Here is a 12,860-nt window from a genome sequence, read left to right on the forward strand (position 1 = left end):
ATTCAAATAAACCAGTTGTCTTTCTCAAATTTAGGATTGAAATGGGGATCGATGATGCGATATTATTACGTTTAAGAAATGTGTTTAACTATTTATCAATCATTTTATATTAATACGAATTAAAAACGTAAACCGACAATTCCCAACTACATAGGAGGTAAGAACATGAGCACATATCAAAATCAATTAATTGCACAATACACGTTTGAAGATACCGTTCAGATCGGGAAGGACAGCTCCGGTAAGGGCTATGATGGTATAACCAAAGGCGAGATCCCGCCTGTGATATCCGAGTTGAAAGGCAGAACGGCGGTGACTTTCAACGGGGGAGCGAATGGAACTTCTTATCTGCAATTACCCTCGAATCTGCTTCGTGATGTAAGCGATAACACGGGAATCACGATTGCCACTTGGGTGTTTCTGGGCAAGGGGTCTAATGTGTGGGAACGCATTTTTGACTTTGGCAAAGGGGAGAAGGGGCCGTATTTGTTTCTGACACGTCAGCTCTTGGGAACGTTATATGCCGGCGATAATCTGGTTGTCCACCCAAGTGGTGGAGTTGCAAGTGGAGAATGGCTGCATATTGCGCTCTCCGTGGCAGGTAGCCAAGGGGGAACGTTGAGCAGTGCGGGTCCAATTGTGTATGTGAACGGGGAGAAGGCCGCAGACGGCTCGATCAGTCAGACGTCGAGCGGCAATTATGCCAAATTGCGCGAATGGTTTGATTCGTTCACCGATCCTGAGAATTATAGCCAGAATTATATTGGACGTTCCCAGTATGCAGCGGATGTGGACTTTGCAGGTTCGTTATCCGACTTTCGGATCTATGGGGCAGCGCTCACCATGGATGAAGTCATTGAAGTGATGTGTGAATCACTGACAGATGAAGCGATTGTGAAGCTTGCGGCGGACAAGTACTTGTCCTTCCCCAACCGAATCATCACCAAGGATGTATCATTACCCGCAGACTTGCTGGGTGGTAAAGTGTCTGTTGAATGGAGTTCCAGTGCTCCAGAAGTTCTGTCTGAGAACGGAGAAGTTCAGGCAATCACATCGGCACAGGAGGTTACGCTCCGTGCGCTTCTGAACAGAGGTGACAGTAAGCTGAGCCAAAGCTTTGACGTGTCTGTTGTGCCGGCCCATCTTCCGCCTTATACGGTCACCATCCATGGAGATCAGAAGGTGGCGGATATCAGTGAAGTCATGTATGGGCTTTTCTATGAGGATATTAACAACGCGGCAGATGGCGGAATCTATGCAGAGCTTGTTCAGAATCGATCATTTGAATCTTTTGCATTTGATACGTACTCGCTTGACTCTGGAGAATGTGGTTGTTCGACAGGTCGCAATCGTGAGCCTTTGTTTGCCTGGTCAGGGGATACGGAGAAAATGCGCGTGCAGCATACGGATGGACTGAACGTTCACTTTAACGTGGAAGACCCTGAAGTAAATGCTTATTATGTAACGGTTCAGGAAGGGGCAACGATTCGAAATCGTGGATTCTCAGATTCCAACCAGCATTGTGCCATGTCCATCAAGCAGGGTGAATCATATGACTTTACCGTATGGGCAAAAGCAGAATTGGCAGGAACGATCACTGTTCAATTGCAGGATGGAAGTGACACTTCCATCAGTGATTCGGTAACACTGCATGTTGAAGGCGGGAACACATGGAAGAAATACGGTTTGTCTCTAACCGGAACGGAGACTGTATTGGGTCAACTGGCACTTACGTTTGCAGGTGACATTTCCATAGATATGGTGTCCTTGGTCCCTCAGAATGTATGGGGAGCTGATCCGACAGAAGAGGGAATATCGGCTACGGCACATGCTAACTACACAGGTAACCCGAACTATCGATTGAGAAAAGATCTAATCCAGGCACTCGCAGATCTGCATCCAAAGTTCCTGCGTTTTCCGGGAGGATGTATCTCGGAGGGATCTTTTATCTGGGATAACGTATATGATTGGAAGGATTCTGTGGGTCCGGTTGAGCTCCGCAAAGAAAATTATAATGTCTGGGGTTACATGATGACGATGGGCCTTGGTTATATGGAGTACTTCCAACTGGCAGAAGATCTCAATGCCGCTCCGGTTCCAGTCATGGCTTGCGGTGTGTTGTGTCAGGCGCGCTCGGACTATGCTCACCCTGCGGGTGGCGCTTTAAGGGAGTATTATATTCGGAACTTTACAGACCTGATCGACTTTGCGCTCAGTACAGACTTTGAACACAACGAATGGGCAGCGGTACGAAGCCAGATGGGACATCCTGAACCGTTTGATCTTCGTTATCTGGGCGTAGGCAATGAGAACTGGGGCACTGAATTTTTTGCCAATTTCGAAGTATTCAAACGTTCAATAGATGAGTACATGAAGCGGAACTATCCTGATCATGAGTTGCACATTATCTCGACGGTTGGTGCTCAGGCGGATGATGATGCGTACCAGGAAGGATGGAAATTCCTCAGCGGAAACCTCACCGGGTCAGCTCAGGTTGCTTTTGCAGATGGTGCTGAGGTGATTGAGGAGACGGTAACCTGGTATGAAAACCAGGACAATTATATGGACACCATTGCAGATGAGCACTACTACCGCTCCAATGAATATTTGCTGAATAACGCGGATCGATACAACTACTATGACCGGGCTTATCTTGAAGACGGAAGTATCGATTGGAAAGAAACATCCAAAGTATTTGTTGGAGAATATGCTTCCACGGACAAAAACACGCTGGCAGGAGCGGTCGCAGAAGCTGCGATCATGACTGGATTTGAAAATAATGCAGACGTTGTTCGTTTGGCTGCCTATGCGCCATTGTTCAACAAAGTACTCACAGACGGTACTTACCGCTGGACGCCAGACTGCATCTGGTTTGATGATGAAACCGTATGGTATACACCGAATTATTATGTACAGCAGCTTTTTGCAAAATATGTAGGGGATCAGGTGCTTGAGACTTCATTCTCCACCTATAGCAAAGGAAAACCGCTGAATCTCATTCCGCGTGGCGGCATCGAAATTGCAACAGGTCATGCAGATATCGTGGTGAAACGAGTTACAGTGACGTCCAATGTGGATGGCACCATACTGTTAGATGAAGATTTCAGGGAACGTACAGAGCCTAGTGAGGCATGGAGACAGATTCCCGGATCGGAAGGATATGCGTTAACCGCAGGAAAAGGACTCATTTTGAAGGCACAATCAAGTGGATTCAATGGATTGTATCTGCTGAATGACGAATGGACCAACTACCAAGTTCACGTTGAGGCTGAAAGAATTTCAGGTGAGGATGGTTTTTACATTGGCGTGGGATTGACGGATATCTCACCTGAGAACAAGGATGTCATTGAGTACGCAATCAGTTACGGCGGGAACGCAACAGGCGTGAAGGTGTACAAACAAGGGATTGAGGGTTATACCTTGGGAGACTATTCATCCAGCTCGGCAGCAGGTAACCTGAGAGCGGCCAACTATGAACCACTCGAGAATGGAACCGATTATACAATTACGGTTAACTATGGTGGAGATACAGGAAAAAATCTGGTTTGCTCCTATACAGACGGACGTAATACCAGCAAGGTTCTGGATTACAAGCTGGAAGCTTACAACCGGGAAGTATTCCACTCTGTTACGAAGGACGCAGGGCATGTGTATGTGAAACTGGTGAATGCAGATGGTGTAGATAAATCAACCCGGATTTGCCTTCAGGATCTGAAGGTGGATGCTTCAGCCAGACTGATCACACTTACTGGAGAGGATCATTTGGTGCATACTCCGAATGTGAATCAGAAGAATGATGAGAAAGTGGTTCCCCAAGAACAGGAGATTACACTGTCGGATACATCGGTGGTCGTTAACTTAACAGCTCATTCAGTGAATGTATTAGTTATGGATATTCTGAATTAAATTCATATCGTGAACAAGAGACCGCGGTTATCGCGGTTTTTTGGCGTTCGAAATCTGTCCATTGATGATCAAAGAACGAAGAAATGGTGCTCTCCTAAAGGAAGGCACCATTTCTTTGGGTCTGATTATCTGCGTTTTAATAACAGAACGCCACTGATTGCCGACGTTTTATGGCGATAGACCACTTTGAATCCAATATCATTGTCCAGCAAACAGTTCAGTGCATTGATTAGCCGTGCACCGGGAACCAGTGTGAATGTACATGGAGACGTATTACCAATCACACGTACACTTTGGATTCTGCGCGCAGAACCAGGGACGAGCGGATTTCTTGACCAATAGATTAATACCAGATCCGGTTGCGGAACAGCATTGACACGAGCCATACTAATCATCTCTTTTCTATTAGATTCTCTATAGTAAATGACAATGTGATGTAGAAGGTGCTAGACAAAAGACGTCATGAGCAATAAATGGGGTTAACACCTTCCATTTATATCTAGTGCCTGTGGAATTCACATCAATTCATAGGTATAACAGATACTCATAAATGCATTTTCAATCCCATACATATATTCTGGAGGTGATTGGGATGAGCAAGGAACCTATGGATGAGAATAAAAAGATTGAGCAAAGAAATACCTTTCTACGGGATAATAACGGCAAAGAGATGTCTTCCAACGAAGGGGTTAAAATATCAGATGACAGCAACTCGCTAAAAGCGGGGGATCGCGGACCCACGCTGCTTGAAGATTTTCTGATGCGTGAGAAACTGTCTCACTTTGACCGGGAACGCATCCCGGAGAGAGTTGTGCATGCCCGCGGATATGGAGCTTACGGTGAATTTGAGTTATATGAATCACTTGAAGAGTTAACGATGGCTCATTTTCTTCAGGACCCCGGTGTGAAAACACCGCTGTTTGTGCGTTTTTCCGAAGTTGCCGGTTCCAAAGGGGTTAACGAGACGAATCGGGATGTACGTGGGTTCGCCGTGAAGTTTTATACTGAGGAAGGCAATTTTGACTTGGTTGGCAACAATATACCTGTTTTTTTCATTCAGGACGGAGTTAAGTTCCCGGATTTGATTCATGCGGTAAAGCCGGAACCTAACAATGAAATTCCACAGGGCTCTACTGCACACGACACCTTCTGGGATTTCATTGCGAATAACCAGGAGTCGGCTGCTATGGTCATGTGGATTATGTCGGATCGCACGATACCGCGAAGCTTTCGAATGATGCAGGGATTTGGAGTACATACCTTCCGACTGGTGAACAATGAAGGCAAATCCAGATTCGTGAAATTTCATTGGAGGCCCGTACTTGGCATGCATTCTTTTGTGTGGGATGAAGCTCAAAAGCTGGGAGGTGCGGATCCGGACTTTCATCGCAGGGATCTGTGGGAGAACATCAATGCTGGTAATTTTGCGGAGTTTGAACTCGGAATACAAGTTTTGGAGGAAGCGGATGAATTCAAGTTTGATTTTGATATTTTGGATGCAACGAAATTATGGCCTGAAGAAGACATTCCGGTGCGAATCATTGGCAAAATGACGATTAACCGCAATGTCGAAAATGTATTTGCTGAAACGGAACAAGTTGCTTTCCATCCAGGGAACATCGTACGTGGTATTGATTTTAGCAATGATCCTTTGCTTCAAGGGCGACTGTTTTCGTACACGGATACTCAATTGGCGAGGGTGGGCACAAATTATCAGGAACTGCCGATCAATCGTCCGATATGCCCTGTACATAACAACCAGAGAGATGGAGCCTCTCGCTATACCATTGATCAGGGGAGAGTCGCCTATCATGACAATTCGCTTGCCAATAACTCACCTTATACTGTGCCGGGAACAAAAGGGGGATTTGTGACATATCCTTCCCCAGTGCAAGGTCTTAAAGAACGGAAAACGGCACCCAGCTTCCTGGATCATTTCTCGCAAGCACGTCTCTTCTGGAACAGCATGTCAGGCTTGGAGAGAAGCCATATTATTCAAGCACTTACGTTTGAACTTGGGAAGGTAAAGGATGTTTCCATTCGTCAGCAGGTTGTCAATATGTTAGGTCATATCAGCACGGAGCTGGCGACCATTCTGGCCGTTGAACTCGGAGTCAATTTACCTAACGTCCCTGAATCTCCAGTGACGAAGTCGTCACCTGCGCTCAGCATGGCAAATACGGTGTTTTCTCCCAAGACATTGCGTGTCGGAGTGATTGTTGGGGAAGGATTCGATGGCCCGAGCACACAATACATTTTGGAAGAGCTTAAGGGAGCGGGACTTCAACCGGTCATTGTACATGAAAGACAGGGTGTGGTGCGTGGAACAGGGAATGTGGAGCTCAAGGTGGACGACAGCTTTTTGACCGGCTCGCCCTTGGTATATGATGGTCTGTTCATTGTTGGAGGACAGCAGGAAAACGATTATGTTCAGAAATACACCCGATCCTATGCGATCGAAACGTACAATCATTTCAAACCGATCGGTGCTACACCGACGGGTGCAGCGGTGATCCAGCCGGTCGGCATTATAGGCAAACCTGGCGTCATTGTGGAACAGCAGCCTGCGGCGTTTGCAGAGCAATTCATTCAAGCGATGACCCAGCAGCGCTTTTGGGATCGGACATAGCCACGTGGAATAAACTGGACATGGGAAGTTCATGCGTCTAAACTAGATAGACCAGACACACTAAGAAGGGATGCGCCGATCCAAACCATGTTGCAGAAATTCGGGTTTACACAATATGAAAGTCAGGTATACGAGGCTATATTCGCGCAGGATGAACCGCTTGATGCCACATCGATTGTAAATTACTCCAACGTTCCCAAAGCCAAAATCTATGAAGTACTTAATCGCCTGATCGACAAGGGAACGGTGCTGACAACGATGGATGGGAAGAAAAAACTATATATGGCTGTGGATCTTCAGTCTATTATTCATAAGATCAAGGCTGATTTTGAGAAAGATATTGAGGAATTGAAAAGTTACAAAATCAAACGTACATTCACCGATGAACATATCTGGACGTTAAAAGATGAGTCATCCATCGCGTCGAATATAGAACAGCTTATCGAAGAAGCAGATTCATCAATTCTTTTTCTGGCGTGGAATGAGCGAATGGAGAAATATCGTGAACTGCTGGAGCAGAAGGAAAAGCAGGGCGTGTACGTTGAAGTGCTTGCCGTTGGGGGAATGGAGACATCCTTAAACCGGATATACTCGTTGATTCCATTGCTTGATGCGCCAGAACCTTCACAGCTGCTTATTGTGGATCATGCGTATTTGCTGTTTGCCGGTGTGGAGCACGATTCATGGCGAGCGATCAAGACGATGTCCAAACCGATTGTCAAAGCGATGACTGATTATTTCTACCATGATGTTGCCCTTACTCAGATTACCAAAAAATACGGTGACCAACTGTTACAGGATGCTGAAATCGAGAAACTGCTCACCAGGTTGATCTATTAAAACTATTCTCTCGGAGGATAGTTTTTTTTGTTATATCTTTGTTTGAAAACAATCATGAAAATAACTATTGAAACTTTCATTCTTATGGGTTACTATCGTAGTTGTAACTTTTTGAGGAGGATTCAAAAATGAATAAGAAAGTATATGTGCTCGCTATCGCAGCATTTGTGGTCGGAACCGTTGAACTGATCTTGGGCGGAATTCTGGACCTGATTGCTACGGATCTTCATCTTTCCCTGGCCAAAGCGGGGTATTTAATCTCTATTTTCTCACTTGTCTATGCGTTGTCTGCACCGATTTTATTAAATATGACGGCCAGATTCGAGCGTAAAAAGGTATATATGTGTACGCTGTTTGTTTTTCTGATCAGTAATCTGATCTCTGCATTTAGTTCCAGTTTTTATATGCTGATGGCGGGCAGAGCACTCGGAGCCGCCACGGGTTCACTTATTTTTGTGCTCTCCCTGACCCTTGCAGCACGTATTGTGGAACCACAATATAAAGGACGCGCCGTGGGGATTATTACCATGGGAGGCAGTGCATCACTTATCCTAGGTGTACCTCTTGGAATCTTTGTAGGTAACTTGGCAGGCTGGCGTGAGGTGTTTATGTTGATCGCTATTCTCACAGCAGTGGTTATGGTGGCCATCTGGATTGCGATGGATCGTGTACAGCCTATTCCTGCTGTATCCCTGAAGAAACAGCTTACGGCACTGTGGAATCCAAAAATGTTGGCAATCCATGCTACAACTTTGCTTGTGCTTGCGGGTCATTTGACTTTATATGCGTATTTCACGCCATTCTTGCAAGAAACGCTGGGTGCCAGTGCGACGATGGTCACCTTTATCTATATGATGTTTGGGATCGCCGCTGTTGCAGGGGGAGGAATCGGGGGCATGTTATCCGATCGTCTGCACCCTGCTAAAGCCATTATCATTGTGCTGATTCCCTTTATCGTGAGTATGGCTGTCATTCCGTTCAGTGTGGGATTGCCTTTGATCGCCTTCTTGTTATTGTTAAGCATCTGGAGTGCACTGAGTTGGACCGTTACGCCTGTGCAGAATAGTCTCATTATCAAAACTTCGCCGGAAACAGCCGAAACGCTAATCAGCACCAACTCAGGTATTGCACATGCAGGTATTGCACTGGGTACCTATATCGGCGGCATGGTGATCGATCATTCATCGATTCTAAATACTGGATGGGTTGGTTCTGTTCTGATACTGCTTGGTTTGGTGTCTGCCATCTACGCGATTAGCGTTAAGGAAAAAACCGTTCAGGCGGTTGCTTAGAATAAAGAAATTAGACAAAAATCTTGAACCTCTGCATTCCCATAGTCTAATGGGTGTAGAGGTTTTTTTGCTGTTTCGCTAGAGTACGCGTCAGTAGAATAAACCATTTTCATATCGAGCAAAACTTGCTTTATTCATACTAATCTATATAATTAAAAGAGTTTTTAAAAGTATTATTTAATGTTGAATTACATGATGTGTAATGAGGGAGCGGTGATCATGACTACGAAGACGGAAAAACAAAAAATGCTGGATGGCGAGCTGTACATGGCTTCGGATCTTCAATTGTCTGAGGACAGAGAGTATGCCAGGAAAATGACGCGAATGTTCAATCAAACGACGGAAACGGATGGTGAGCTTCGCACCAAGTTATTGAAGGAACTGTTGGGATCTACAGGTGAACACCTGGGCATGGAACCTAATATTCATGTGGATTATGGATATAACATTCATGTAGGCAATCATTTTTATAGCAATTTTAACTGTACGATATTAGATGTGTGTGAAGTTCGTATTGGAGACCATTGCTTAATGGGACCAGATGTACATATCTATACGGCTACTCATCCACTCCATCCGCATGAACGCAATACGGGTGCAGAATACGGCAAGCCAGTCACGATTGGCAATAATGTATGGATTGGTGGCAGAGCCGTTATTAACCCGGGGGTTACCATTGGAGACAACGTGGTCATTGCTTCCGGGTCTGTGGTTACAAAGGATGTTCCGGATAATATGATTGTGGGCGGTAATCCTGCTAGAATTATTAGAGAGATTGAGCTTTAACTTATTTTAGATAGAAGATGGGAAGTGCTTACGAAATGATGACTGAAAAAGAAAAATCTCAATTAGGGCTCTTGTATAACGCCAATTATGATCAAGAGTTAATTGAAGAGCGTTTACATGCCAAAGGACTTTGTTACGATTATAACCAGCTTCATCCAGCCAAGATCAATGAAAGAGAAGCGTTAATCAAGAAACTGCTGGGGAAAACGAGGGATCGTTTCCTGATTGAACAGCCATTTGTATGTGATTACGGCTATAATATTGAAATTGGTGAGAACTTCTATAGCAATCATAATATTGTCATGCTGGATGGAGGCAAAATCAGTTTTGGAGATAACGTTTTTGTTGCTCCCAATTGCGGATTTTATACAGCAGGTCACCCTTATGATGTTGAGCAGCGCAATGAAGGTCTGGAGATCGTTGGACCCATCACGGTGGGCAATAATGTGTGGATCGGTGGCGGTGTGACAGTTCTTGCCGGTGTGACGATTGGAGATAATACGATTATCGGCGCAGGGAGCGTAGTGACCAAAAGTATACCTTCTGGTGTGATTGCTGCGGGTAATCCTTGCAGGGTCCTTCGCAAGATAACGGAAGAAGACAAAACAAAGTACAGCAGGGATGTAGTGAAGAATAGTGAACAACGTGATCGTAGCTAATGGAGAATGCCCGATGTGTATCATCGGGTGTTTCTTTTTGAAAATAAAAATAAAATCCCCCAGACAGAAAACATGCCAAGGTATCGTATAACCGACACTTTTCATGTGATTTGTCTGGGGGATAGAAGAATGTATCTATTACATTTACTTAAAAAGCCTTAACGTTGCAAACTTTTCCCGTTACTGCTGATCACTTCTTTGTACCAATGGAAGGATTTCTTGCGATAACGTTCGAGTGTTCCTGATCCATCGTCATGACGATCCACATAGATATAACCATAACGTTTTTTCAACTGGGCAGAAGACGCACTGACAACATCAATGCAACCCCATGATGTATAACCCATAATTTCAACGCCATCTTCAATGGCTTCGCCAACCTGAACCAGATGATCATTCAGATACTGGATTCGGTAGTCATCTTCAACTGTTTTCTCACCGTTCGCACCTGTGATCAATTCATCAACAGCACCAAGACCATTTTCTACAATAAACAGTGGTTTTTGATAACGGTCATAGAACATGTTAAGCACATAACGCAATCCTTGCGGGTCAATCTGCCATCCCCATTCACTCGCTGGCAGGTAAGGGTTAGGTACACCCCCAAGAAGGTTACCTTCACCCGCGATTTGTTTCTCCGGGTCTGCTGTCTGACAGATACTCATGTAATAACTGAAAGAGATAAAGTCTACCGTATTCAGCAACATTTCCTCGTCGCCAGCTTCCATCTGAATCTCGATTCCATTTTCACGGAAGTAACGTTTCATATAACCAGGGTAGCGACCTCTTACGTGTACATCGCCGAAGAAATAGTTGCTATGTTCGAATTCCATGACTTTGATCATATCGTCTGGATTTGGTGTCAGCGGATAGGTAGGCATACTGAGCATCATACAACCAATCTGTGCCGTAGGAATGATCTCATGACAGAGCTTCACAGCGGAAGCACTGGCCACAAACTCATGATGGATCGCTTGATAGAGATCTTGCTTGCTAAGCTTCTCCTTCGGCGTATAGATGCCACCACTCATAAAGGGTGCTTCAAGAATCGAATTGATTTCGTTAAAAGTAAGCCAGTATTTTACTTTGTTTTTATAACGTTTAAATACGGCAGTTACATAACGCTCATAGAATCCAACCATTTTCCGGTTAACCCAACCGTCGTATTCTTTGGACAAGTGAAGAGGTGTCTCATAGTGGGACAGCGTAACCAGTGGTTCGATCCCGTATTTGTGACACTCGTCAAACAGATCGTCGTAGAATTGCAGACCTTCTTCATTTGGTTCCAGCTCGTCCCCTTTTGGGAAAATCCGGGACCAGGCGATGGAAGTACGGAATACCTTGAAGCCCATCTCGGCAAACAGTTTCACATCTTCCTTGTAGCGATGATACAGATCGATACCGATCAGTTTCATGTTATCTTCGGTTGGTTCTTCCGTGATTGGACCCATGATGCCTTTGGGAGCTACATCCTGAGTAGATAATCCTTTGCCGCCTTGATTGTATGCACCTTCAGCCTGGTTGGCTGCAATTGCGCCACCCCATAGGAAATTTTCCGGGAATTGATAGGTATGATTTTGAGAGTTGCTCATGTGTATCGCTCCATTCATCAAATTGATATTAAGAGGTTGTTCATATATGACATAAAAAAAGCTTAAACGTTGTAACGGGTTACACGTCAAGTTTTACTTTTGACCCAGATCTGAGGCATACTATTATTCTATAGTTCGTTAGCAAGAAGGGAGTCTCCGATGTCCAAGTTTGATGAAATTATGAAGCGATCAGGTTACTCAAAAGCGACAGTGTCACGCGTGATTAATCATTCTCCGCATGTTAGTGATGAAGCAAGACAGATCATAACGGATATTATGAAACAGTTGAATTATATTCCCAACCGAAATGCGATATCGTTATCGACAGGGCAGACAAAGCAGATTGGAATTGTGACCTCTACCACAGGTGAGATCATTCTTACATTCATGAATCAATTCATTGATACAGCCATGGATTTTGGGTTTCAGACGATTATCTATACATCCCGTGGAGATCCGGAGATTGAATTGCAGGCGTTCGAAGATCTGCGCAGTAAACGAGTTGATGGTCTAGTTATTATTGCTTGTGTCAATGATCCTCGGAAATTAAAAGCTTATATGGAGTATGGGCCCATTGTCTCCTGGCAGCGAATGGGGAACGACGAGATTCCGTCTGTTGCGATGGATCAGGCAGAAGGGTATAAGTTAGCTCTGGAGCATCTGGTATCAAGAGGATACACCCGAATTGCCAATGCATTTGGCAGGGCTGAAAGTTTGAATACCCAGAGCCGCCGTAAAGCCTATGAATCTTTCATGAAGAGCAGAGGGTTGCATGTGTGGACTGAAGCATATCAATATTCCGTATTCAGCTCCTCCGACGGCGAAGAAGCGATGCGAAGAATGGCTGAGGGACCAGAACTTCCACAGGCCGTATTATGTTCGAATGATTATGCAGCCATCGGTATTCTGAGTGAAGCACGCAGACGAAATATTCAGGTACCGGAACAACTCGCCATTGTGGGGTTTGATGATATCGAGCTTTCCCGTGTTCTTGGAATCACGACCATACACAATCCGATTGCGGAGCAAGCCACCCAGGCTTTCCATCACTTGTGGGCTGTATTGGGTAAAACAGAGTTGAAGACAGAGCAGCTGACATACCAGCTGATTGAGCGTGAGACAACTTGAATCCATAAGACCTGATGTGGAAATCTGG

General features: G+C 44.9%; 9 protein-coding genes. 7 read left to right on the forward strand and 2 right to left on the reverse strand.

All coding sequences use genetic code 11. The annotated features are described in order from the left end of the window. Positions 1 to 165 precede the first annotated feature (165 nt). Positions 166 to 3,906, forward strand: coding sequence for an alpha-L-arabinofuranosidase C-terminal domain-containing protein (locus MKY95_RS14620; RefSeq protein WP_339199378.1), 3,741 nt, complete (start codon positions 166 to 168; stop codon positions 3,904 to 3,906). A 125-nt stretch (positions 3,907 to 4,031) separates the two neighbouring features. Here the strand turns inward: MKY95_RS14620 and MKY95_RS14625 are convergent, their stop codons facing one another. Further along, the gene (locus MKY95_RS14625; RefSeq protein WP_074094912.1) at positions 4,032 to 4,292 is read right to left on the reverse strand and encodes a hypothetical protein; all 261 of its coding nucleotides are present in this window, start codon (positions 4,290 to 4,292) and stop codon (positions 4,032 to 4,034) included. A 221-nt stretch (positions 4,293 to 4,513) separates the two neighbouring features. Here MKY95_RS14625 and MKY95_RS14630 point away from each other — a divergent pair, with 221 nt between their 5' ends. The 5 genes from MKY95_RS14630 (at position 4,514) to MKY95_RS14650 (ending at position 10,112) form a co-directional block, all read left to right on the forward strand. After that, the gene (locus MKY95_RS14630; RefSeq protein WP_339199973.1) at positions 4,514 to 6,535 is read left to right on the forward strand and encodes a catalase; all 2,022 of its coding nucleotides are present in this window, start codon (positions 4,514 to 4,516) and stop codon (positions 6,533 to 6,535) included. 87 nt (positions 6,536 to 6,622) lie between these two features. Beyond that, complete coding sequence (locus MKY95_RS14635; protein ID WP_036670754.1) at positions 6,623 to 7,375, forward strand: helix-turn-helix domain-containing protein; 753 nt, start codon at positions 6,623 to 6,625, stop codon at positions 7,373 to 7,375. 128 nt (positions 7,376 to 7,503) lie between these two features. Continuing rightward, the gene (locus tag MKY95_RS14640) at positions 7,504 to 8,667 is read left to right on the forward strand and encodes an MFS transporter (protein ID WP_036608348.1); all 1,164 of its coding nucleotides are present in this window, start codon (positions 7,504 to 7,506) and stop codon (positions 8,665 to 8,667) included. 219 nt (positions 8,668 to 8,886) lie between these two features. Next, the gene (locus tag MKY95_RS14645) at positions 8,887 to 9,453 is read left to right on the forward strand and encodes a sugar O-acetyltransferase (protein ID WP_339199382.1); all 567 of its coding nucleotides are present in this window, start codon (positions 8,887 to 8,889) and stop codon (positions 9,451 to 9,453) included. A gap of 38 nt (positions 9,454 to 9,491) precedes the next feature. Further along, complete coding sequence (locus tag MKY95_RS14650) at positions 9,492 to 10,112, forward strand: sugar O-acetyltransferase (RefSeq protein WP_339199975.1); 621 nt, start codon at positions 9,492 to 9,494, stop codon at positions 10,110 to 10,112. A 158-nt stretch (positions 10,113 to 10,270) separates the two neighbouring features. On the opposite strand, the gene MKY95_RS14655 is transcribed toward MKY95_RS14650, so the two are convergent. Beyond that, entirely contained in the window at positions 10,271 to 11,704 is a 1,434-nt protein-coding gene (locus tag MKY95_RS14655) for a glycoside hydrolase family 1 protein (protein ID WP_339199385.1), read from the reverse strand. A gap of 159 nt (positions 11,705 to 11,863) precedes the next feature. Between MKY95_RS14655 and MKY95_RS14660 the strand changes: the two genes are divergently transcribed. After that, complete coding sequence (locus MKY95_RS14660) at positions 11,864 to 12,832, forward strand: LacI family DNA-binding transcriptional regulator (protein WP_338594452.1); 969 nt, start codon at positions 11,864 to 11,866, stop codon at positions 12,830 to 12,832. The last annotated feature ends 28 nt before the right edge of the window (positions 12,833 to 12,860 follow it).

It is taken from the genome of Paenibacillus sp. FSL P4-0176 (assembly GCF_037975265.1).
GTDB classification, from domain to species: domain Bacteria; phylum Bacillota; class Bacilli; order Paenibacillales; family Paenibacillaceae; genus Paenibacillus; species Paenibacillus amylolyticus.

What these genes read in the sequence shown, in the direction of transcription:
- MKY95_RS14620 (WP_339199378.1), top strand. Translation starts at nt 166, where the DNA reads ATGAGCACATATCAAAATCAATTAATTGCACAATACACGTTTGAAGAT.
- MKY95_RS14625 (WP_074094912.1), bottom strand. Translation starts at nt 4,292, where the DNA reads ATGGCTCGTGTCAATGCTGTTCCGCAACCGGATCTGGTATTAATCTAT.
- MKY95_RS14630 (WP_339199973.1), top strand. Translation starts at nt 4,514, where the DNA reads ATGGATGAGAATAAAAAGATTGAGCAAAGAAATACCTTTCTACGGGAT.
- MKY95_RS14635 (WP_036670754.1), top strand. Translation starts at nt 6,623, where the DNA reads ATGTTGCAGAAATTCGGGTTTACACAATATGAAAGTCAGGTATACGAG.
- MKY95_RS14640 (WP_036608348.1), top strand. Translation starts at nt 7,504, where the DNA reads ATGAATAAGAAAGTATATGTGCTCGCTATCGCAGCATTTGTGGTCGGA.
- MKY95_RS14645 (WP_339199382.1), top strand. Translation starts at nt 8,887, where the DNA reads ATGACTACGAAGACGGAAAAACAAAAAATGCTGGATGGCGAGCTGTAC.
- MKY95_RS14650 (WP_339199975.1), top strand. Translation starts at nt 9,492, where the DNA reads ATGACTGAAAAAGAAAAATCTCAATTAGGGCTCTTGTATAACGCCAAT.
- MKY95_RS14655 (WP_339199385.1), bottom strand. Translation starts at nt 11,704, where the DNA reads ATGAGCAACTCTCAAAATCATACCTATCAATTCCCGGAAAATTTCCTA.
- MKY95_RS14660 (WP_338594452.1), top strand. Translation starts at nt 11,864, where the DNA reads ATGTCCAAGTTTGATGAAATTATGAAGCGATCAGGTTACTCAAAAGCG.